The sequence below is a fragment of the Fibrella rubiginis genome, assembly GCF_017353185.1.
In the GTDB taxonomy this organism is placed as follows: Bacteria; Bacteroidota; Bacteroidia; order Cytophagales; family Spirosomataceae; genus Fibrella; species Fibrella rubiginis.
In genome coordinates this window covers 666,716-687,976 of record NZ_JAFMYV010000002.1, presented here as the reverse complement: position 1 = coordinate 687,976, position 21,261 = coordinate 666,716, and the positions used below count along the sequence as shown (strand labels likewise).

Here is a 21,261-nt window from a genome sequence, read left to right as displayed (position 1 = left end):
GGTCTAAAGTTGCTTCGCGCACGAAGTGGGTAGTACGCGAAGCAACTTTAGACCTTAGACTTTAAACCTTAAACTTTAAATCTTGAACGCCTCCCTCGGCCGGATATTCAGGGTTTGAAATAGCTGCAAATCGGCGTCTGTATCGGGGTTGGGGGTGGTAAGGAGCTTGTCGCCGGCGAAGATGGAGTTGGCTCCGGCCAGAAAACACAACGCCTGCTCTTCTACCGACATTCGTACCCGCCCCGCCGAGAGGCGCACCATGGCGGCGGGCATCAGAATCCGGGCGGTGGCAATCATCCGCACCATTTCCCAGACAGATACCCGCTCCTGCTGGTCCAGTGGTGTGCCTTCTACGTGCACCAGCGCGTTAACCGGCACCGATTCAGGGTGTTGAGGCAGCGTGGCCAGTGTCAGGAGCATCCCGATCCGGTCGTTGTGCGATTCGCCCATGCCGATAATACCCCCCGAACAGACCGAGATGCCCGCATGGCGAACGTGCTCCAGCGTGTCGAGTCGGTCGCCGTAGGTGCGGGTAGTGATGATGTCGCCGTAAAATTCTTCGCTGGTGTCGAGGTTGTGGTTGTAGGCGTAGAGGCCAGCATCTTTCAGCTTCTCGGCCTGACTGTCGGTAAGCATACCCAGCGTGCAGCACACTTCCAGGCCCATAGCATTGACACCCCGAACCATGTCGAGCACTTTGTCGAAGTCGCGGTTATCGCGCACTTCGCGCCAGGCGGCGCCCATACAAAACCGGCTGCTACCTGTTGATTTTGCCCGGCTGGCTGCCTCCAGCACTTCATCGACTTCCAGCAGTTTCTGCGTCTTCACGGCAGTGTGGTATCGTGCCGCCTGCGGGCAGTAAGCGCAGTCTTCGGGACAGCCACCCGTCTTGACCGAGAGCAGCGTGCAGACCTGCACTTCCTGCGGGTCGTGGTGCTGCCGGTGAACGGTGGCGGCCTGATAAATAAGGTCTAAAACGGGGCTGTTGTAAATAGCCGATACCTCGTCGCGGGTCCAGTTGGTGCGCATATATAAGGCAGTTTTCTGTTTACTGTCTTCTGTTTTCTGTTGGCTTACGCTAGCATATTAATCTTGCGTAAGCCAACAGAAAACAGAAGACAGTAAACAGAAGACTTATTTTAATTCGCTGATTTGCTTAACGTTACGTTTTGTGTCGATGTGGCCAGCCTGGGCTAGTTCGAGGGCGCGGTTGGCGGCTTTGCGGGCGTCGGCGGTGCGGCCGGCGCGGCGGAAAGCGTCGGCCTGCTCGTAGTAGAGGTCGGCCTGTTCACCAGGTGTTGTTTTGAGCGAAAGGGCCTTGTTAATCCACTTCGTCAGGTATGGCACGTCAGACGGGTCTGGGCTGCTCCGGTTGAAGAGTTTGGCTACGTAGAGATATTCGGCGGGCACCAGCGAGTGGGTGGCTACGTGGCTGTCCATGCGTTCGGCGGCGCGCTGACCCTGTTTCAGCTTGAAATACGCGTTTACCTCCGGCAGCAACGTACGCGACCCCGCCAGGTTCGGATCGATGCCAATGCGCACCAGCCCCTCATACACCTGCTTGATCTGCGCGGGCGAAAATTTCAGCCCCCGACTGCTGTACAACGACGACATCAGGATATTTTCGGCCACGTTCACGGCAGTTTGCCCATACTGCTGTTTGAAGATGCCGATGTTACTCACCAGGCTCCTGGCCAGCGGGTTATCCATGTCGAGGATGATCTTTTGCAGCACCAGCCAGTTCGTGTTATTGCTGTGCGTGTTGGCGGGTTGCTGCTTCGCATAGTCATCCATCGCAGCCATGTTCGTGACGGTGTCGCCGGTAACGCGGCTGTACATGCCCAGGTCGATCAGGAAATTGGGCGACTTATCGCCGGCGGCATACCGTTGTTTCCAGTTGGCCGACCGGGCGGCGGGTGTGGTGGCGTTGTTGCCGTGGCGGATCACTTCGTCGGTCGAGTTTTGGCTCATGGCGAAGTGAATCAGCTCGCCCTCCGGGCTGAAATACAGGAACAGGGGCAGCGAGGGGATGTAATATTTCTTCGACTGCAAAAAAGCGCGGGTAGCGGGCTGATCAACGTCGAGGCGGGTGTTGATAAACTTACTGTTGTACGACTTGCCTACGCGGCTGTCGGCCAGGGTGGGCATAAAGCTCTGGCAGACGTGGCACGAGGGCGAATAGATCTCCACAAAAACGGGTTTGCGGGCCGCCTGCGCCGTTTTGAACACTGAAGCGATGGGTGCCTGCACGAACGAGATGCCCTTCTGCGCTACGGCAGACAGGGTAGTGAAGCAGGTTAATAGGATGAGGATGGAGTTACGCATGGGGGAGGAGGGTGGATGGTTTTTTTGTCATCCCGACGCCAGGAGGGATCTAGTTTCCTGTTGCACAATACGCTTGTAGGAAACTAGATCCCTCCTGGCGTCGGGATGACAAAAAAACAACATCCAATGTCTATTTCTTCTGATTCTCAGCGCGGAATTCTTCTTCCACGCGCTTGCTTAAGCTACGGCACAGGTTGTCGATATCGTCGGCCATGGCGGCGTCGCCGGTGGCGGTGCGGACGGTGTTGGCAATGCCGCCCATGATCTCGATCATGAAGCGCTTCATGTCGCCTACTTCCATGTCTTTCGTCCACAGATCGATTTTGAGGGTGTTGCGGTGGTAGTGATCCCAAACGGCAATAGACACGCCCTTGGTGTCGTTGAGGCCTTCGTTGGGGTTCTCGGTGGCGTCCCAATAGATTTTATCGGGTACGTTCTGGTTGTCTAATTCGACAGTGAAGTTGATTTCTGATTGGCGCATTCTTGGGGGGAGTAGTTCAATGTCTAAGGTTTAAGGTTTAAGGTCTAAAGTTGCTTCGCGCACAGCAGTCTCTGGGGCGAAGCAACTTTAGACCTTAAACCTTAGACATTGAACTCATTTTTCCCCAAAATTAAGCATTCGGGGCCAAAACCGGCTTGGTCAGGGTTTGCCAGATTACGTCGTACACGTCGATAGCGTCGATTTCGGGTTGGGGAGTGGGTTGGTCGGTGATGAGCACGGGGTAATACTCCTTGCCGATGTTCACTCCGCCGTGCGAACCTTTTACGAGCGTAGCGTCCAGCGAGATCACGTTCATCAAATACCGGAAACCCAGCAACTTACGGGCCAGTTTATACCCCGCTTTGGCCTTAATCAGCGGGTTGGTTTGGTCCATAAATAGCTCGACGGGGTCATAGCCGGGCTTGCGGTGGATGTCTACAAGCTGGGCGTAATCCGGCTTTTTGGCGTCGTCGAGCCAATAATAATACGCAAACCAACTGTCGGGCTTGGCCACGGCCACCAGGTCGCCGGACCGCTCATGGTCGAGGTGATGGGCTTTTTTACCTGCCTCGTCCAGCACCTCGGCCACGCCGGGGAGGGCTTCGATCAGGGTCTTCACCTTGGGGATGTTGGCCGGGTCGCTCACGTAGACGTGGGCAATCTGATGGTCAGGCGCGGCGAAGGCGGCAGAGGCTCCCGCATCAAGCAGTTCACGGCCCACCTCGGTACGCACGGCGATCAGGCCCGCCTCGCGCAGGGCACGGTTGATGTAGATGGGTCGCGACACGGTGTTGATGCCGTATTCCGACAACAGGATCACCTCGGCCCCTTTTTGCTCGTAAAACTTGACCAGTTCACCCACCAGATCGTCTATTTCCCGCAGATCAGCGCCGATTTTGGCGAAATCAACGCCGAACTTTTGCAGGCCGTAATCCAGGTGGGGGAGGTAGATGAGCGTCAGCGTGGGGTCGTGCTTATCGTCCACGTACATCGACGCGTCGGCGATCCAGCGCGAGCACTTGATGCTGGTTTGTGGCCCCCAGAAACTAAACAGCGGGAAGGTGCCGAATTTGGCGTGCAACTCGTCGCGGAGGGAGGCGGGGTGGCTGTAGCAGTCGGGCATTTTCAAGCCATCGGCGTGGTATTGGGGTCGGGGCGTAACGGAATAGTCGACCGCCGCGTACATGTTATACCACCAGAACATCTTGGAGCAGGTGAAGCCCGGGTCGTCGCGTTTGGCGCGTTCCCAGATCTTTTCCGCCTCCACCAGCCGGTTCGACTGTTTCCAGAATTTAATTTCAGCGTCCTGCCGGTCATACCAGCCATTGCCCACAATGCCGTGTTCGGAGGGCCACTTGCCCGTCACGTAGCAACTCTGCGCCGTGGTGGTTACGGCGGGCAGCACAGGACGCACATACGTCAGCCGCCGCTTGGCAATGTACTGCTGCAAAAACGGCGTACACTCGCCAAGCACACTGGCACTCAGGCCAACAATATCAATGACAACGGTTTTGTTCATAGAGTTGAGGATAGCTTCAATAGTTATGAGCCGTTTTTATTCACTTTCATAATTGAAATGAAAGATATTTACAGACCTAGAATACTTTGCAGAGAATCAGTATTTTTCATAACCAATTCTACGCCAATGGTTTCTGAGAGCTTCTATTAGTGGATCGATGTGCCTTGCCTTTATTGGAAGATTTTCTCCACGCTTTAAGAATGCTTCTAGCCATTTTTGATCTGATAGGTTTTTATTCATTATCACAATCTGATATTTTTCGTTTAAAGTAAAAGCACCTTTTTCGAATGCTTTGTCATGCATTAGACACAAGCACAGACCATTTCCAGTTTTACCTCTCATTGACTCATTATCAGACCATCGGTCAATATGACCACTAATAAGATATCCCTTGCCTTCTACATCGCAATTTGGAAAACAGCATTTATATGAGAAGTTGCTCTTTACGTTATCTGAAAATTTTTGATGCCCAATCCGCACATACAGCTCTTTTAAAGCGGATCTTGTATCAGAATATTCTATAGTCAAACTTTCTTGCAAGCTTGTTTTGTATTCATTCAGGAGCATTGAAGGTAAAGGGGTATTAAAAGCTGAGAAATAAGCTCCGTTTAGGCATTGAAGGCGATTGTTTTGGATAGTATAAAATAAGTTAACTTTTTCTGCCTTATTCAATTTATTTTCTATGAAATAGTCTCTTAATAACTGATTGTTTATTGTAAAAAAATCCGAAAGAAGAACGTATGGTTTTAATTCTTTAAAATCTGACAACTCAACCTTGTGGAATGAGTCAACGAAATCCCAATCATGCTTTTCATATGAGGGGAGATCACTTGTTATGTAACCATCTGTTGATGCTGTCGAATACCCAATGAACCTCTTTTCGTTATTGAATGTCTGTAAATGAAAAACTATATCGTTCTTACTTACATTACTTAACAAATTCCAAAATGGCCATGAGCTACCATTTTTTTTGTGTATAGGCGCCCAAGCACTTTCTTGAGAATTCCAGCCAGGATTATACGCTGCGTCATGAGCTCTGAGTTCTAACCAAATCATAATCTAACGTTGAGTTTGATATTGTAATTTACTAAATACTTGGCAACTCTTTTACAAATATAGGCAGCTATACAAGTCAAAAAATAAGACTGTACTTCTCTCACCCATGTTTCGCAACCCACGCAATTTCCCTACTAATCGACTCGCTGATGGGGGCTTGGAGGTCGGAGGGGAGGACGCCCCAGGTGTAGGTTTCTATTTCGAGGTGGTTGGTGAAGGGGGCGATGCGTTGGCGGTGCAGGACTTCTATTACACTGGTTTGGGTGGAGCCGAGCAGGCCGTAGCGTTCCATAAACAGCGGCACGTGGAAATGGATGCGCCATTCGCGGTGGGTGGCGGCATCGTAGGCGGCGAGGGCATCGGGCAGGTCGGCGAAGTAGGCGAGGGTGCCGTCGGATAGGCGGGCCACTACTTGGTGCAGGTACGTGGGTTCGTTGAAAGCGCGGATGGCAGCGAGTTTTTCGGCGGCATCATCGGTGAAATCAATCTGCAACGCCGAGCTTATCTGTACTTTTCCCACGCGGATGTTGGCGGTTGCGAGCGATGCCAGCACGGTATCCGTTTCTTCGTAAGCTACTGCCACGTGGCACACATCGTAGCAGAGTTGAACGTGGTCATACAGCGCAAGGTCAGCGGATGCTTCGTCTAAACCGTGTGTTTCGGCCAGGTACGTTCTGGCGGCGGGGCGGAGGACGGTGGTGTACCAGGCTACAAAATCAGCACAATTGTCGAGCAGGCCGTCGGGTTCGGGTTCCACGTCGAGGTGCATAATTTTGCCTGTCGTTTGCCGCAGCCGGATGAGTTCATCCACCACCGTCAGCATGGCGTCGGTGGCGGTTTGCATAGCCTGTTGGCGGGCCTCGGGGGTGGGCCACCAGAGGCGGTAGGAGAGAGGCGAGGTCGAAATGCCGCCTTCGGTTTCGTCGGCGGGGAGCAGTTCGGTCAGTAGCCGAAACAGCCGGATCGTGTAGTCGACGCGGTCGGCGGTGGTCCAGTCGGGGCTATGCACGTCGTCTTTCACGCGTTCGTGGTGGAAGCCGCCGTAGGGAAAGCCATTCATGGTGAATATGTAGCAGCCCGTTTCGGCCAGCCACACCTTGAAGTCGGCCAGCTTTTTGGGTTGCATCAGATCAATACTCGCCTGATTGGCCAGTCGCAGGCCCAGCGCTAGGGGCTTGTCGGGACTAACGGTAGTCTTCACGGCGGGTACCTGCTCGCGCAGGTGCCGGAAATGATCGTCCCACGCTTCGCCGGGGTGGATATTGGTGCAGTAGCCTAGGATCATGGTTTTTACGATGGGCGAGCGGTCCGCCGCCACGGTTACGATTTAATGCTACCCCTAACCTTCATGAAGGTTAGAATGACGTATTAATGACGCGGGTATCGATGCGGAAGGGGGTATTTTCGACTATGTGCACACGTTCGAAAAAACCAGGATACGCTGTGTGGATCAGATAGTTACGGGAGCGATTTACAATGGCCGAGGGTACTGAAACGGTTAGTGCATCTGGTTTTTTCAGCCAGTCGGACAGATAAACCTGCATAGCTTCATCCTGTGTTTCGTCCTGCCAACTGGGTGGTAAATCGGCTAGTGCAATATGCCGGTGGTCATCGGGAATATCCAGGACTAATAGGTGAAACAGAGGAATAAAGCTGGGGTTCAGGTGGGCGATAACTTCCAGCAGAGCCAGTTCCGGCGTGGCCGACGTATACAGTATAGGAAAGCCTTTGGGATTCCAGCGCCCGCCCGCCCGACGGGCACCTTCGGCAGAGAGTGGCTCGGCAATGTAGGTGCTTTTGTAGAGGCGATAAACCAACATGGGTGGGCGGAAGGATCAGGAATAAACGCCGTATTCAATCCGCGTCAGTACGTCATCGACCAGCCCAAAGCCGCTGATGGTAGCCAGTAACTGGAGTGGTGACTGATTTTTCAGCTCACGAAGCGGATGCCGCAGCCAGTTGGCGAGCGCATCGGGTTGTCCGTCGAAAACCAGCAGCCCATGCGCCGTTAGGTTAGCCAGCAGCAGCAACCGCTCCGAGGCCTGCTCGTCGAGGTGCCCCTCTGTTCGAAACCGATGCAGACTGCGTTCGGCAATCTGAAGCACAACCGCCATTTCCTTCAACGATATGCCCAGCAACTGCGCCAGTTGGTCAACCTGTTGGGTATTCACCCCCCGCCGGGCCTGCTCAATAATGGCTAAACCGGAGAGCAGTTCAGGCCGGTAGGAAGCTACAGATGCCGACAAGGGCGACCGTCGCCGTTTTGGAATGGTTGTGGGCGAGGCCTGGTGTGAAGGTACAGTAGCCATTGGATTAGGGTTTTTCCAAAGATAACTGCCTTTTTGCAGTAATGCAACTGTAGAAAGACAGTTCAGGATTCGTGTTCAGAGAGCGGCTGAAGTCAGTGGCTTCGCGCTTTGGTGGCTTCGCGCTGTAGGTTGCTGACGCCTGGCCCTTCGACAGGCTCAGGGTGACAGCCCACCTAAAGCAGTTCAGGTATGTTGATTCAACTTCCCTGTCACCCTGAGCCTGTCGAAGGGCCAAGCGTCAGCAACCTACAGCGCGAAGCCACCAAAGCGCGAAGCCGCTGACGTCAGCCCACTGAAAACGGCACACTATAAACAGAAGACAGCCTTCCCACCGCCTGCTGAATCAGACCGAAATCCATGTCGTGGACTTCGATACCTTGTCCCAGCGCGTCGAGGAGGGTAATGGTGAGTTGACCGCCAAGGTGTTCCTGAAATTCGGTGAGGCCCCGGCGCAGGTTTTCGCTCTCGTTTTCGGCGAGGGCGGGGTGGAAAAGATCGAAGCCGAGTTGTTGGAAAACGTGCAGCACACGGTCGGCGTCGTGGGCTAAAATGCGTCCCGCCAGTTGTGAATAAACCGTGTCGAGGGCAATTCCGATGGCAACCGCCTCACCGTGGCGGACGCTGAAATTGGTCAGATACTCCAGTTTGTGGGCCGCCCAATGGCCAAAATCGAGGGGTCGGGCGGAGCCAAGCTCGAAGGGATCACCGCTCGAAATATGTTGCATGTGCATCCGGGCGCAACGGTAAATAAGCTCCGTCATCGCTTCGGTGTCGCGGTGGGCCAGGGCTTCGGCATGGGCTTCAATCCACTCAAAAAAGGCCAAATCCTTAATCAGGGCCACTTTTACGGCTTCGGCGATGCCTGCCCGCCAGTCGCGCTCGTCGAGGGTAGTCAGGAAATGGGCGTCGTTAATAACGGCCGCCGGTGGAGCAAACGTGCCGATGAAATTCTTTTTGCCCCGGTAATTGACCCCGTTTTTCACGCCCACCCCCGAATCGTTCTGCGACAATACCGTAGTTGGGATGCGGATATGCCGAACGCCCCGGTGGGCAATGGCAGCAGCGTAACCGACCAGATCGAGCACCGCCCCGCCACCAATGGCCACGATATAGGAGTGCCGGTCGATGCCGTACTGATCGACCGCGTCGATGAGGCGATCAACCAGTGCGGGATCATTTTTAGCCGCCTCGCCACCAGGCACCAGTATGGGATCGGCGGCAAGGATGGCCGAGGGTATACCGGCTACATACTGCGCGATAGCATCGGGCAGCGTGGGGTGATGGGCCAGTACGCCGCTGTCGATAACGAAGAGTAACTTTTTGGCCTGACCAGTAGGCGAAGGCTGACCCAGGTAGTCACGAAACAGGGGGTTTTCAGGCGCAAAGAGGTGTCGGGTAAAGTGAACGGCGTAGGTGAACGGTACGCTGAATGACTGTTGCAAAGGGGGTTGGACTGCGTTCATTGCATAGGTTGTTGCTGAAAACAAAAGCCAAATTTACGGTTGCTTACCCATGTTTTGGCTATAAAATAGGCCTCACTAAACCTTGAGGGCCTTTACCTATCCAACAGCCAATTAAACCAATAGAACTAATGACAATTCGCAAGATGATCCTCACGGGCGCGGTCCTGCTGGCTACAGCCACCACTGCCACTTTCGCCCAAACTCAGCCGGTATATTCAGGACATCAACACCTGACACCCGAGCAAAAGATGGCCCGCAAGGCCGAAATGAAAGCCAAACTGGCCGCCATGTCGCCCGCCGAGCGCGAGGCCTTCCGGCAGGCGCACCGCGAGCACCGGCAGGCCAAACTAGCCGCCATGTCGCCCGAAAAACGGCAGCGTGTGTTGGCCCGTCGGCAGCTGAAACGTGAAAGACGCCAGCAGGGGTAAGGGGGTGTGGATCGGGGCGCTATATTGCCCTATGAATCAACTCGTTAAAGCAGTCCTGTATGTCGCTGCTGCGCTGTGTTTGGCCGTAAGCTGTCAGCCCAACGCGCAACCACAACCCGCGGTAACCGTCACATCGCCAGCTACTTACTCGGCGACTGCCGCCGATAATGCCTTTCTCGATAGTCTCCAGCGCGACACGTTTCGGTACTTCTGGGAAACGGCCAATGAGCAAAACGGCCTCGTTCCTGACCGGGCGCCCACCCCCTCGTTCTGCAGCATTGCCGCCGTGGGGTTTGGCCTGACTACCTACCTGGTGGGCGTGGAACGGGGCTACATCACGCGCGCTCAGGCGGCAGACCGTACCCTGGCCACGCTCCGCTTTTTTGCCAACGCCCCGCAGTCGGAAAGGGCCACGGGCATAGCGGGCTATAAAGGGTTCTTCTACCATTTTCTGGACATGAAAACCGGCGAGCGGTTTAAGCAGGTCGAGCTGTCGACCATCGACACGGCCCTGCTGCTGGGTGGCATTCTGAGCGCTCAGGCCTATTTTGACCAAAACACCCCCGCCGAAACCGAGATCCGCACCCTGGCCGAGACCATCTATGGCCGCGCCGACTGGACGTTTTTTCAGAAAAGAAGTCCACTAGTGGCTATGGGCTGGCATCCCGAAACGGGATTCATTAAAAGCGACTGGACAGGCTACAACGAGGCTATGCTGCTTTATGTGTTGGCCCTGGGTTCGCCCACGCACCCGGTGGATCCGGAAGCCTGGACGGCCTGGACGAAGACCTATTCGTTTGCTACCTTCAATGGTCTTCAGCACGTCAACTTCGATCCGCTGTTTGGGCATCAGTACTCGCACTGCTGGATCGACTTTCGGGGCGTTCAGGATGCCTACATGCGCGACAAGCGGCTGGATTACCACGAAAACTCACGGCTGGCCACCTATGCCAACCGGGCCTACTGCGTGGCCAATAGGGCGGGCTGGACCGATTACGGCCCCACCATTTGGGGCCTCACCGCCTGCGATGGCCCCGCCGATACGCTGGCTAACGGACGACAGTTTTTCTCGTACCGGGCCAGGGGTGCAGCCTCCACCGGCATTGTCGACGATGGCACCATTGCCCCCACGGCGGCGGGTGGTTCGTTACCGTTCGCCCCGGAAATCTGCGTTCCTGCGCTCAGAGCCATGAAATCGCGCTACGGAGCGAAACTCTACGGCCCTTACGGTTTCCGCGACGCGTTTAATCCCACCTACCGCTACCCGTCGCGTTTTGCCAACGGCTCAACGGCATCGGGCTGGTTTGACGTTGATTACCTGGGTATTGACCAGGGGCCAATCCTGCTCATGACCGAAAACCTGCGGACGGGATTTGTCTGGAATCTGATGAAAAAAAGCCCGCACATCCGCCGAGGGCTGACAAGGGCCGGGTTTACGGGCGGGTGGTTGCAGTAGGACCCTACACGCCTACGTCACGGCGAAATATTTCGCTACGGGAATGGACAGCGGCAGGAGCAGCAATACGCCCAACGCCAGCGGCCAGTTGCCCGATACGCTCACCCAGGCGGCGTCCATCACAATCAGCGACAGCACCCCCGCTTTCACGGCCTTGCCAATATTGGGGCCAATGGGGTTTTGAACGGCGGTCAGCAGCGGGCGACCAATCAGGACCAGGTGTAGAAAGACAAAACCCAACGTAATGAGCAGAGTTTGGGCGCGGGAGGCCATCCAGAGTTGGCAGGCGATGACGAGCAGGTACAGGAAGCCCGCGAAATAGAGGGTGCGCTGCTTGCCGCCATGCACTTCGTCGCGGCTGATCATGGTGATGGCGGCGATGTAGATAACCGGCACGATACCCAGCCACCACAGTTGCCCAACGGCGTCGGCACCAGCAGCACTCACGCCCAGTAGCAGATTTACCCCCCGGCACAAGCCCATATTGACAGGGCCAAACAGGGACTGATGCTTACCAAAACGATCATAAAAAACGGCCAGTCCCGCCACCAGCAGGGCCAGCCAGCCGCTGGTTTGTCCATAAAAAAAGGCCAATGCAACCCCCAGTGCCAACAACCCCACCCCCAGCGCCGAGGCTTGCCCCAGCGACACGCGCCCGCCTGGAATGGGCCGTTCAGGGCGCTCAACGGCATCTAATTCGGCATCGAACACGTCGTTGAGGACTACGCCGCCGCCATATAAACCAATGGTCGACAGTACCAGAAGCCAAACGGGCTGACCCGTGCCAAACGGCGAAGCAAGTCCCGCCAGCGGAGCCAGTGCCGCCCCCGCCAGTACGTCGGCAGCAGCGGTCAGCAGGTTCGCCGGGCGCATAAGTTGGAGGTATGATTTCATTTAGACTGAAAGAATGGCAGGATTTTTTGGACAGGATTTGCAGGATTGCAGGATTCACAGGATTTTTTAGTTTGTTCTGTAGCAGATAAGGAGAGAGAAGGAAATCCTGTGAATCCTGCAATCCTGCGAATCCTGTCCAAAAAATCCTGCCATTCTTTACTTTATAAACAATGATTGTTGATCGCGGCGGGGTTGCTGACCGCCGCGGAGGATGGTGTTGCCGTTGAATTTTTCGCTTTGGTCAATGACCATCGGCGTGGCAAAGTCGGCGACGTTGATCTGGCCACTCTGGGCAAACGCGTCGATGGCGTTCTGGTAGGTCACGAGCCGGATGGCTTCGGGCGAAATACCCCGCATCACCATCAGGGCGGCGGTTTTGGGCACGGCCAGCGGGTCGCTGATGCCCCAGTCGGCGGCCGAGTTGACCATGATGCGCTCCGGGCCATACTGCCGCACTACCTCCACCATGCGCTCATTACCCATTTTCGTGAACGGATAAATGGTAAACGCCGCCCAGAACCCACCATCCAGCACCGACTTCACGGTCTCTTCATTGTTGTGGTCTACGATCACCATGCCGGGGTCGAGGCCGTGCTCCAGGGCAATGGCCATGCTGCGTTCGGTACCTTCTTTTTTGTTGCGGTGCGGCGTATGAATCTGCACGGGCAGGTGGGCTTCTTTGGCCAGTTCCAGTTGCGCCCGGTAGAACTTTTCTTCGGCGGTGGTCTGATCGTCGAACCCGATTTCGCCAATGCCCACCACGCCTTCTTTGTAGGCAAACAAGGGCAGCAGTTCCATCACCTCTTCGGCCAACGCCTCGTTATTCGCCTCACGCGAATTCAATCCGATGGTGCAGTAGTGCTTGATCCCAAACTGCGACGACCGGAACCGTTCCCAGCCCACCAGGCTGGCGTAATAGTCTTTGAACGTAGCGAGGCCCGTGCGGGGTTGCCCCAGCCAGAAGGCAGGTTCAATGAGCGCTACAATACCCGCGTCGGCCATCGCCTGATAATCGTCGGTGGTGCGCGAGGTCATGTGAATATGTGGGTCGAAAAAGGACATACCCTTGATATGGGCCATGTAATCGACCGGCGTTTCGGCAACGGGTTGAGCTGGTACTTCGTGCTCGTCCTGGGCGTGGGAGGGGTTCATAGGGGAGGGGTTTGATGTTCAAGGTTTAACGTCTAATGTTTAACGTTGCTTCGCCTGTGTCTGACGGAGCAACGTTAAACCTTGAACTCATCTGTTCAATCACCCGCCTGGCGGCTTCGCGGTCGCGTTCGTCGGGTGAGGCGGCTAGTCGTTTTACATCGGCCAGTAGTGATTCGTTCATGAATCGGGGCACCAGTTGCCACACCTCCGCGGGGACAGTACGGCCTGCCGCCCAGCGTTCGTGGGCAAATTCGGAGATGTCATGAGCCAGGGTGGCATTGGCGCGGTCCATCAGGCCGTGGATGCGGGTGATGGGTTTGTCGTTGAAAATGCACTTCAGCACCAGTTGATTCCAGGCTGCTTCGGTGAAGTATTGCGCCGGGTACGTATTGCCAAACGCGATAGCGTCAAACACCGGCCCCATGTTCGACCGAACGGCCTCTGTGGCCCTGAAAAGCCACTTTTGGGGGAAAGCTAAATGGGGGAGAGCCGAATATAAGGCCGCCAGTTCCTGCATTTCGGCCGTGTCGAACAACGTCTCGATGGCCTTCGTGTAAGCCGTTTCATCGTCGGCAGGCAGGCTGGTAAGGAGCAATACCCGCGCCAGCCGGTCCATTGTCCAGTCGGGGTTGTGGGGCACGGGTCGGCGTGACACGAAACGCGGCACCGCCACAAACGCAGCGAGTCTTGCGGGAATGGGTGCCTGCTGTTTCGACGTGAGCCACGCTTTTTCCGAATCAGTGGCTGTTTCGTTGAATAGATCGGGGAGTGTCATAACAAAAGAGTAGCACAGAGACACAAAGGTTAACGCAAAAGTCGCAAAAGATCAGCCCAACCCCTAAATCCCCTGAAGGGGACTTTGCTCGTGAGTAAGCAAAGTCCCCTTCAGGGGATTTAGGGGTTGGGCCGGCTACTAACTACCTCGCGCCGAACACCCGTTTCAGGATGTCTGTTACCCGCGCTACGGGGTTTTCACGGATGCGTTTTTCCTCCTGGGCTACGAGCAAAAACAGGCCATCGACGGCTTTGCCTGTGGCGTATTCCGTCAGGTTGGCGTTGACGGGTTTCTGACCAAACGCCAGCCTGTTATAGGTGGTTGCCAGTGTGTTATAATACCGCGTGGCATTATTTTTCTGTAACGTGCTGTCGATGATCGGTGCGAACTCGGCTACCAGTTGCTGACCGGTGGTGCGGCGCAGGTACTGCGTGGCGGCATCATCACCCCCGCGCAAAATGCTCACTGCGTCCTGAATAGTCATAGACGTAATGGCCTTGAAAAAGACCGGCTTGGCCTTCTTGGCGGCGTCCTCGGCCGAGCGGTTCAGGGCCACCACAAACTGATCGACCTGCTTGCCGAAACCCAATTGCCGTAGCCGCGATTCAATGCGCTGGGCTTCGGGCGGGAACAGAATCTTGATCAGGTCGTTTTTATAATAGCCATCCAGCGCCGAGGCCTGCGTAGCGCCCTTGTCGATTCCCACGCGCAGGGCTTCTTTCAGGCCCGTAGCAATGTCGGTGGGGGTGAGAGCCGCTCCGGTGGCGGTGGTTGAGGTAGACTGAAGCACTTTCCCCAGTACGCCACCCAGCGTACCCAGCGGCGATTGCCGACGGACAGTAGAGTCCTGAGCCTGAGTCGATAAGGCTAAAAATAGGGGAAGGGCCACGGCCCACACATGAATCGTTTTCATCTCTGAAGGTTGTTTTACGTACTTTTGACAAAAGAAAATGTACAATGTAAAACGGGTTCTATTAAAAAATGTACAATGAACAATGTACAATGCACGATGTGGTCTGCTGTTGCGGTTGCTAATGCAGAGTAGGTTAATGCGGAGCCACACCAGTAGAACCTCATTGTACATTATACATTGTTCATTGTACATTAAAACTACATGCCACAAACTGTTCGGGCCGAAGTAATCACCATTGGTGACGAAATTTTATTTGGCCAGATTACCGATACCAACACCCAGTGGATCAGCACCGAGCTGACTACGCTCGGCATCCGGACCGTCCGCAAAACGTCGGTTGGTGATGAGGCCGGGGTAATTCTGGACGCTCTGCGCGAGGCCGCCGCCCGCGCTGATGTGGTCATCATTACCGGTGGCCTTGGTCCCACAAAAGATGACATTACCAAGAAGACGCTGTGCCAGTTTTTCAACGTGGGCATGGTGCGCAACCAGCAGGCACTGGAACTGGTGACGGGATTTTTCGAGAAGCGGGGTCGTGAAATGACCGACCTCAACCGGGGTCAGGCCGACCTGCCCGAAAATGCTGAGTACGTGCAGAACGACTGGGGCACCGCTCCCGGCATGTGGTTCGATGAGAACGACACGGTCTATATTTCGCTGCCGGGGGTGCCGTTTGAGATGAAGAGCCTGATGACCAATCGGTTTCTGCCCAAACTGAAAGAACGGTTCGATCTGCCCGTGATTCGCCACAAAATGATTCGCACCATTGGCGTGGGCGAGTCGTTTCTGGCCGAAAAAATTGAAGCCTGGGAAGACGCCCTGCCGCCGCATATCCGGCTGGCCTACCTGCCCAGTTTTGGTCAGGTAAAACTGCGGCTAACGGCCACAGGTGCTGACAATGAACAGCTTGGGCGTGAACTCGACGCTGAGGTGGCGAAGATAATGCCCCTGATCCAGGCCAACGTGTACGGCTTTGATGGCGACGAAATCGAGAACGTAGTCATCAAGCTGCTAAAAGAGAAAAACCTCATGCTGGGCGTGGCCGAAAGCTGCACCGGCGGGCAGGTAGCTGCCACGCTGACCAAAGTGCCGGGCGTGTCGGCGGTGTTTGCCGGGGGCGTGGTGGCCTACAGCAACGAGGTGAAACACATAGCCCTGGGCGTGAACCCCGATACTCTGGCCGAATTCGGGGCGGTGAGTGAACCCACCGTCTGCGAAATGGCCGAGGGCGTCCGCATCATGCTTGGCACCGACGTGGGCATTGCCACGAGCGGCATTGCCGGCCCTGACGGTGGCACGCCCGACAAGCCCGTGGGCACGATCTGGATCGCCTGCGCCACCGACCACGGCACCGTAGCCAGGCACCTGAAGCTGGGCCAATACCGCGAACAAAACATTACCCTCACCACCAACTACGTATTAGAACTACTTCGTCAACAACTGAAAATAATGTACAATGCATAATGAACAATGTACAATGCTGCTTACGCCAGCGTAACTGCTCTGGCGTAAGCAGCATTGTACATTGTTCATTATGCATTGTACATCCCTAAAAAATGGCCCTCATTGATATGGTAATGCCCAAAATGGGCGAGAGTATAATGGAATGCACCGTCATCACCTGGCTCAAGCAGGTGGGCGAACGGTTTGACGCCGACGAGTCGGTGCTGGAGGTGGCTACGGATAAGGTAGATACCGAAGTGCCCGCTCCCTACGCCGGTGTGCTGAAAGAAAAGCTGGTAAACGACGGCGACGTGGTGCCCATTGGTCAGCCCATTGCGCGGATTGAAACGGAAGAAGCCGTCGGCGATAGCCCCGTCGATGCCGTTCCGGCCAACGCGGGCGCAACGACCACAAACCCCAACCTGGAGCCGATTGGCGTTGACGTGGCCGGGGTAAACGATCAGGTAGAAGCCGACGAGTTACCCGACGTGGCCCTGCATTCGGCGGTAGAACTGGAAGCCAGCATCGGTGCCATGAGCAGCCGCAACCGTGCCGACGTAGCCGTGACGGGCCCCGCGTTTGAGGGTCGGTTTTATTCGCCGCTGGTACTCAACATCGCCAAAGAAGAAGGTATTAGTCGCGCCGAGCTGGACACCGTGCCGGGCAGCGGAGCCGAAAACCGCGTCACGAAAAAAGACATCATGGCGTATGTGGCGAACAGAGAAGCGAGAGGTGAGAGTCAAGAGGCAAGAAATAAGAGTCAAGAAGCAAGTGAGAAGCGTCAGGAGGTAAGTGGGGAGAGGGAAGCGCAACAGCCTTCGGTAAACAAACCCGCAAACCCACAACCGGCGAAGCCAAGCCTGAACGGTTCGGCAGATATTATTCAGATGGACCGCATGCGGAAGATGATTGCGCAGCGGATGGTCGAATCCAAGCAGACATCGCCGCACGTGACCTCGTTTGTGGAAGCCGATCTGACCAACATGGTACAATGGCGGACAGCCAATAAAGACGCGTTCAAGGCCAAAACGGGCGAAAACCTGACCTACACGCCGATCCTGATCGACGCCATTGTCCGCGCTATCCGCGATTTCCCGATGATTAACGTATCGGTGGAGGGCGACACGATTCTGGTGAAAAAGAGTATCAACGTGGGCATGGCCGTGGCCCTGCCGTCGGGGAATCTGATCGTGCCGGTCATTCATGATGCGGCGCAGTATAACCTCACGGGTTTGGCTAAAAAGGTGAATGACCTCACCCGCCGTGCCCGCGAAAACAAGCTCACCGCCGACGACCTCGCCGGGGGTACCTACACCGTGTCGAACATTGGTACGTTTGGCAATTTGATGGGTACGCCCATTATCATGCAGCCGCAGGTGGCTATCATGGCGTTTGGGGCCATTGTGAAAAAGCCCGCCGTGGTGGAAACCCCGCAGGGCGATCTGATCGGTATCCGCCAGATGATGTTCCTCAGCCACTCGTATGACCACCGGGTAGTAGACGGCGCGCTTGGCGGCATGTTTGTCCGCCGGGTAGCTGATTACCTGGAGAAATGGTCAGAATCGAATTTTTAAATGTTCAAGGTTCAATGTTTAACGTTTAAAGTTGGCTAACGCAAGCGTACTCATGCGTCAGCCAACTTTAAACGTTAGACATTGAACTTTGAACTCACTTATGAAACAAACAATTTGCATTGACCAGGACGACGTGCTGGCCGACACCCACGCCAAGCTGGTTAAGCTTTATCTGCAATCGGACGCGCCACGCTATGAACTCGCCGAACTTCAGGAAAAATCATTTCAGGAGCTTTTCCACGAAGAAGAACGCAACGCCGTATACCGCCAGATTCACGAGCCGGGGTTCTTCGCCGATATTCCCGTAATGCCTGGTGCGCAGGAAGCCATTGTACACCTGCAGGAGCGATACAACGTTTTTGTGGCCACGGCAGCCATGGAGTTCCCCAATTCGTTCCGCGATAAGTACGACTGGCTGGCCGAACATTTTCCTACCATCCACTGGAAGAATTACATCTTTCTGGGCGACAAAAGCATCCTGGGGGCCAATTTTCTCATCGACGATATGCCCTACAACCTGCACACGTTTACGGGTAAGGGTTTACTGTTCGATGCGCTCCACAACCGCGACGAAACTGCCTATACACGGGTTCGCAACTGGACCGAAGTACTTGGTTTGTTGCTAGATTAAATATCTGGTAATTCGTTTAAACGGTCTAACAAGGACCTTAAACGAGACGTTAGCTAAACAATCCACATCAATTAGGTTGATCTTCACCCACGCACGATATTCTTATGTCACAAATTAGCTGCTCGTTCTGTGGCCGCCGTAAAAACGAGGTTCAACTGCTGCTGTCGGGCATTGACGCCCATATCTGTAATCACTGTATCGAGCAGGGTTTCGAGGTGGTGATTGAAGAAACCCGTCCCCGCCGTAGTCAGGGATCTGAACCACCCAAGCTGAATCTGATTAAGCCGGTGGAAATGAAAAACTTCCTTGATCAGTACATCATCGGGCAGGACGAAGCTAAAAAGGTGCTTTCCGTAGCGGTATACAACCACTATAAACGCCTGATGCAACCCTTCTCGGAAGATGAAATCTCGATTGAAAAGTCGAACATCCTCATGGTGGGTGAGACAGGCACGGGCAAAACCTACCTGGCCCGCACCATTGCCAAGATGCTGGAAGTACCTTTCTGCATTGCCGACGCCACCGTCATCACTGAAGCTGGTTACGTGGGCGAAGATGTCGAAACGGTGCTTACGCGCCTGTTGCAGGCTGCTGATTACAAGATTGATAAGGCCGAAATGGGCATTGTCTACATTGACGAGATAGACAAAATTGCCCGCAAGTCAGACAACCCATCCATCACCCGCGACGTGAGTGGCGAGGGTGTGCAGCAGGGCCTGCTGAAACTGCTGGAAGGGTCGATGGTGAACGTGCCACCGCAGGGAGGCCGCAAACACCCCGACCAACGGCTGATTTCGATCAACACCGAAAATATTCTGTTTATCTGCGGGGGGGCCTTCGATGGCATCGAGCGGCACATTGCCAAGCGCATTACATCGCGCCCGATTGGGTTCAGTGATGAACGTCGCCTGCACGCCGTCAGCGACCGCAGTCACCTGATGCGGTTTGTGTCGGCGCAGGACCTGAAATCGTTTGGTCTTATTCCCGAACTGCTGGGTCGGTTGCCCGTGCTCACGCACCTCGATGCGCTGGATCGCGAATCGCTCTACCGCATCCTGACCGAGCCAAAAAATGCCATCACGAAGCAGTATGAGAAGCTCTTTGCCATGGACGACGTAGCCGTAACCTGGGATGCCTCGGCCCTGGACTACATCGTTGATCAGGCACTGGCCTATAACCTGGGTGCCCGTGGGCTGCGCTCCATCTGTGAGTCGATCATTACCGACGCCATGTTTGAGATGCCCTCGCAGCCAGGCAAGAAGGAGTTGACCATCACCCACGAATACGCCTCAGAAAAGTTTGGTCGTACCACCATTCATCAGCTTCGTCAGGCGGCATAGCGTAAAAATTATTTTTACCCAATGAAAAGGGGTTTTGTTCTGATAATCAGGGCAAAACCCCCTTTTTATTGCGCGTTCATCCCTGGTGGACAAATCCCGTTGCATCTGTTTAAACACAGTTTGCTCAACAAATGAAGAAGTAGTCTGTTAGTGGGATGATAACTTATCGTTTCACTCAAACACATACACGTTATGAAAACGTCGACCAAACACGTTTTTTTTGCTCTTAGTCTAACCGCGCTGCTCGGTTCATGCAGCCGCCCAACGGCTACGTTCCAACCATCACACGCGCAACGTTTCTATTCGCCGCAGCCCACGGCTACGGTCGTGACTACAACCAACGATGCCGTTGCTGAAGCTGCTCCCGCCGTTGAGTCTACCCCTGTTGCCACTGCCACACCCGCTGCTACCAAAGCCGACATCGAAAACGTATTGGTGAAAGCCGAAGCGATGGCGTCAACAAAGGCTACTGCTACCGAATCACGGAAGTTGAACCGCCGCATTGCTAAAATTCGTGAAGTGTTGGCAAAAGCACCGGAGGCTGCTCCAGCCACGAACGCGTCGGCCAAGAAAAATACGCTTGTTCAGCGCATGATGCTGAAGCGTATGGATACCAAAATGAAAAATCAACTGGCTCCTGAGAAACCAATGGCCGCCAGCACATTAACGGCCGGTATTGTTATTGGTCTTATTGGTTTGCTGCTGTTGTTGCTCACTACGGGTACTGCCGCCACCCTCGGTCTGATTGGTCTGATCGTAGGTATTGTGCTGATCATTCTGGGTTTGCTATAAGCACACACGGATAACGGTCTTTGTTTCGCAGATCGTCAACCGATGGGCATGGTTTTTCGGAACCATGCCCATTTGTTTATTTTGCCCTGTCAACTTTTCAACCGATGCTCATGACCAGTTTCAGCAAGTCTATTTTCCTTTCGGTGGCCAGCGTTGCCCTATTAACTGCCTGTAGTCGCCCTATGGCCACATTTCAGGCGTCGAAACCCGTTCATTATTATTCCCGGCAGGCAACCGAACCGTTACCTGTTGCTGGTGAAACGATTGCCACCGGTATACCCGAAAAGCAGCCGAATGAGCCCATTGCTGTTGCCGGCAAAGCAGATCAGCCGGCGGGGGATGCACTGGTTAGTTTAAAGGCCACCTACGCTGGCAACAGGCGCATGACCCGGCGGCTGGAGCGCGCCGAGAAACAACTGGCCGAAAGCCGGTTGGTGCCCGCAGCCACCCAGGCGAAAAAGCCCACGCTGGTTCAGCAGTTGGTGTTGAAGAAGATGGCCAAGAAAATGGAGTGGAAGCTGGCACCTGAGCAAACAAAAGCAATTACCGGCAATGCCCGTCTGGGATTAATCATCGCTGGTGTAGGGTTGATCCTGCTGCTGCTCGGCAATGGACTTGGCAGCATCCTGGGCCTTATTGCGCTGCTGGCTGGTGGTGCCCTGTTCGTCTACGCGCTGCTACAGGAGTAGGCCCGAAATCGGAAAAATCAA

21 protein-coding genes are annotated in these 21,261 nt (G+C 54.9%); 8 read left to right on the top strand and 13 right to left on the bottom strand.

The features are described 5' to 3' along the window. Positions 1–75: 75 nt before the first annotated feature. The 9 genes from bioB to J2I47_RS06350 all read right to left on the bottom strand — a co-directional run bounded on the left by bioB (position 76) and on the right by J2I47_RS06350 (position 9,153). Positions 76–1,029, bottom strand: coding sequence for a biotin synthase BioB (bioB, locus tag J2I47_RS06390; protein ID WP_207363709.1), 954 nt, complete (start codon positions 1,027–1,029; stop codon positions 76–78). 105 nt (positions 1,030–1,134) lie between these two features. Then, entirely contained in the window at positions 1,135–2,325 is a 1,191-nt protein-coding gene (locus tag J2I47_RS06385) for a thioredoxin family protein (RefSeq protein ID WP_207363708.1), read from the bottom strand. A 130-nt stretch (positions 2,326–2,455) separates the two neighbouring features. Beyond that, positions 2,456–2,806 (bottom strand): gliding motility protein GldC, encoded by a 351-nt coding sequence (gldC, locus tag J2I47_RS06380; protein WP_207363707.1) that lies wholly within the window; start codon positions 2,804–2,806, stop codon positions 2,456–2,458. Positions 2,807–2,936: 130 nt separating this feature from the next. Continuing rightward, positions 2,937–4,325 (bottom strand): alkaline phosphatase family protein, encoded by a 1,389-nt coding sequence (locus J2I47_RS06375; protein WP_207363706.1) that lies wholly within the window; start codon positions 4,323–4,325, stop codon positions 2,937–2,939. Positions 4,326–4,421: 96 nt separating this feature from the next. Continuing rightward, positions 4,422–5,381 (bottom strand): HNH endonuclease, encoded by a 960-nt coding sequence (locus J2I47_RS06370; RefSeq protein ID WP_207363705.1) that lies wholly within the window; start codon positions 5,379–5,381, stop codon positions 4,422–4,424. A 100-nt stretch (positions 5,382–5,481) separates the two neighbouring features. Next, positions 5,482–6,666, bottom strand: coding sequence for a metabolite traffic protein EboE (gene eboE, locus J2I47_RS06365; protein ID WP_207363704.1), 1,185 nt, complete (start codon positions 6,664–6,666; stop codon positions 5,482–5,484). Between the two features lie 70 nt (positions 6,667–6,736). Further along, positions 6,737–7,201, bottom strand: coding sequence for an RES family NAD+ phosphorylase (locus tag J2I47_RS06360; protein WP_207363703.1), 465 nt, complete (start codon positions 7,199–7,201; stop codon positions 6,737–6,739). A gap of 15 nt (positions 7,202–7,216) precedes the next feature. Further along, positions 7,217–7,690 (bottom strand): Xre family toxin-antitoxin system antitoxin, encoded by a 474-nt coding sequence (locus J2I47_RS06355; protein ID WP_207363702.1) that lies wholly within the window; start codon positions 7,688–7,690, stop codon positions 7,217–7,219. A 284-nt stretch (positions 7,691–7,974) separates the two neighbouring features. Further along, entirely contained in the window at positions 7,975–9,153 is a 1,179-nt protein-coding gene (locus J2I47_RS06350) for a 3-dehydroquinate synthase (RefSeq protein ID WP_207363701.1), read from the bottom strand. 128 nt (positions 9,154–9,281) lie between these two features. On the opposite strand from J2I47_RS06350, the gene J2I47_RS06345 reads away from it, so the two are divergent. Continuing rightward, entirely contained in the window at positions 9,282–9,581 is a 300-nt protein-coding gene (locus J2I47_RS06345) for a hypothetical protein (protein ID WP_207363700.1), read from the top strand. A 31-nt stretch (positions 9,582–9,612) separates the two neighbouring features. After that, the gene (locus J2I47_RS06340; protein WP_207363699.1) at positions 9,613–11,037 is read left to right on the top strand and encodes a glucoamylase family protein; all 1,425 of its coding nucleotides are present in this window, start codon (positions 9,613–9,615) and stop codon (positions 11,035–11,037) included. 12 nt (positions 11,038–11,049) lie between these two features. Here J2I47_RS06340 and eboC read toward each other — a convergent pair whose 3' ends face one another. From eboC to J2I47_RS06320, 4 genes are all read right to left on the bottom strand, one after another. Beyond that, entirely contained in the window at positions 11,050–11,931 is an 882-nt protein-coding gene (eboC, locus tag J2I47_RS06335) for a UbiA-like protein EboC (protein ID WP_207363698.1), read from the bottom strand. A 156-nt stretch (positions 11,932–12,087) separates the two neighbouring features. Next, positions 12,088–13,011: a TatD family hydrolase gene (locus J2I47_RS06330; RefSeq protein WP_229374356.1), complete on the bottom strand. Its 924-nt coding sequence runs from the start codon at positions 13,009–13,011 to the stop codon at positions 12,088–12,090. Positions 13,012–13,108: 97 nt separating this feature from the next. After that, complete coding sequence (locus tag J2I47_RS06325) at positions 13,109–13,858, bottom strand: EboA domain-containing protein (protein ID WP_207363696.1); 750 nt, start codon at positions 13,856–13,858, stop codon at positions 13,109–13,111. 142 nt (positions 13,859–14,000) lie between these two features. Further along, complete coding sequence (locus tag J2I47_RS06320) at positions 14,001–14,771, bottom strand: DUF4197 domain-containing protein (protein WP_207363695.1); 771 nt, start codon at positions 14,769–14,771, stop codon at positions 14,001–14,003. Positions 14,772–14,972: 201 nt separating this feature from the next. Between J2I47_RS06320 and J2I47_RS06315 the strand changes: the two genes are divergently transcribed. The 6 genes from J2I47_RS06315 to J2I47_RS06290 all read left to right on the top strand — a co-directional run bounded on the left by J2I47_RS06315 (position 14,973) and on the right by J2I47_RS06290 (position 21,240). Continuing rightward, on the top strand, positions 14,973–16,235 hold the full coding sequence (locus tag J2I47_RS06315) for a competence/damage-inducible protein A (RefSeq protein ID WP_207363694.1): 1,263 nt from the start codon (positions 14,973–14,975) through the stop codon (positions 16,233–16,235). Positions 16,236–16,327: 92 nt separating this feature from the next. Further along, positions 16,328–17,788 (top strand): dihydrolipoamide acetyltransferase family protein, encoded by a 1,461-nt coding sequence (locus J2I47_RS06310; RefSeq protein ID WP_207363693.1) that lies wholly within the window; start codon positions 16,328–16,330, stop codon positions 17,786–17,788. A gap of 100 nt (positions 17,789–17,888) precedes the next feature. Then, entirely contained in the window at positions 17,889–18,419 is a 531-nt protein-coding gene (locus J2I47_RS06305; protein ID WP_207363692.1) for a 5' nucleotidase, NT5C type, read from the top strand. Between the two features lie 104 nt (positions 18,420–18,523). After that, positions 18,524–19,759: an ATP-dependent Clp protease ATP-binding subunit ClpX gene (clpX, locus tag J2I47_RS06300; RefSeq protein WP_207363691.1), complete on the top strand. Its 1,236-nt coding sequence runs from the start codon at positions 18,524–18,526 to the stop codon at positions 19,757–19,759. A gap of 192 nt (positions 19,760–19,951) precedes the next feature. Further along, positions 19,952–20,551 carry a hypothetical protein gene (locus J2I47_RS06295; RefSeq protein WP_207363690.1) on the top strand — a complete coding sequence of 200 codons (600 nt, stop codon included), beginning with the start codon at positions 19,952–19,954 and terminating at the stop codon, positions 20,549–20,551. A 182-nt stretch (positions 20,552–20,733) separates the two neighbouring features. Further along, the gene (locus tag J2I47_RS06290) at positions 20,734–21,240 is read left to right on the top strand and encodes a hypothetical protein (RefSeq protein ID WP_207363689.1); all 507 of its coding nucleotides are present in this window, start codon (positions 20,734–20,736) and stop codon (positions 21,238–21,240) included. The last annotated feature ends 21 nt before the right edge of the window (positions 21,241–21,261 follow it).